Origin of the sequence: Intestinimonas sp. HCP28S3_D6 (assembly GCF_052065695.1) — a bacterium.
Lineage (GTDB): Bacteria > Bacillota > Clostridia > Oscillospirales > Oscillospiraceae > Intestinimonas.
In genome coordinates this window covers 1-1,185 of sequence record NZ_JBQHTM010000129.1, presented here as the reverse complement: position 1 = coordinate 1,185, position 1,185 = coordinate 1, and the positions used below count along the sequence as shown (strand labels likewise).

Genomic DNA, 1,185 nt, shown 5'->3' with positions numbered 1-1,185 from the left:
ACATGAACATGAAGCACTTGGAGGCGGCTCTGGACGACGCCTCTATTGCCGGTTGACTTCATTCAGCCGGAGCCTGCAAATAATTTTGCGCATAAATCTTGACGGCACCTACGATGTGTATGAAGTAGACGCAGAGGGCGCGTAAATCTGTTCCGCTGTGAAAGGAAGTGGTCTTATCTATCCGCCTCAACCGCCCCGGACGGGGCCATTGGCGTACAAAGCAAAGCGGACAATCACCAAATAATAACAGAAAAAGGAGGACAGCCGGAATCAGGCCCCGGAAACCGGGTGCGGATTGTTCCGGCCTTTGTATGCCTATGAACCATAACTAAGCAATTATTCAAACGATTCCGGCTCATTCTGTATATGGAATTTTTTACTCAGGCAATCACCGTTCTTCAGACCCTCGTTATTGCTCTCGGCGCTGGCCTCGGCATCTGGGGTGTCATTAACCTGCTGGAAGGTTACGGCAACGACAACCCCGGCGCGAATGCTCATGTACGGTAAGGAAGCAAGCAACCGAAAACAAGAGATAGACCGCCAGCACTACACTATTCCGAACCAAAGACCAAAAGATAAGCATTGTGGGAAAATCTAAACTTTTGGATTTTCCTACAATGCCAACTACGGCGGAATCCCTCCCACTCCTTATATCTTTCTGTATACATTGAATTTGTATTTAGTAAAATGCAGACAACACCACGGATCGGCTTTTGGTTGGACAATTCCAACCAAACACCACAGCAGACAGCAGAAAACATTCTGAACGCTAGGAAGCCGGTATGATTGTTACATATAAGGGGAAGAAAAATTTCTTTTAGGTACTTGCTTTCCTAAAACTGATGTGATACAATGATTTAATCCAGAAAAGGAGTAAAAAATATGCGGCAAGGTATTCTTAAATAAAACTATAATCAAATAGTGGGAACAAAGGATTATGATAGCTCCTTTTGTAGGGGCTTAGTTTTTTGTACCCAATTTAAGAATACTTTTGCCTTATCAATTTTGACATATCCCCAAAAACAGCAATCACAAACAGGTGTATGCTGTATATGTGTATGTCCGCAACTTATAATCCCCAGTGGTAAAAGTATTTTACTGCTGGGGATTTTTATGCCCTTTGGGGCTGTAAAGGGAGGACAATCACATGAAAATAATCAATATTGGAATTCTTGCCCATGTAGA

1 pseudogene is annotated in these 1,185 nt (G+C 43.4%); it reads left to right on the top strand.

The window, feature by feature from the left end:
* Positions 1–366 precede the first annotated feature (366 nt).
* Positions 367–495 (top strand): annotated as a pseudogene (locus tag ACTNBK_RS17050) (Maff2 family mobile element protein); the annotation flags it as partial.
* Positions 496–1,185 lie beyond the last annotated feature (690 nt).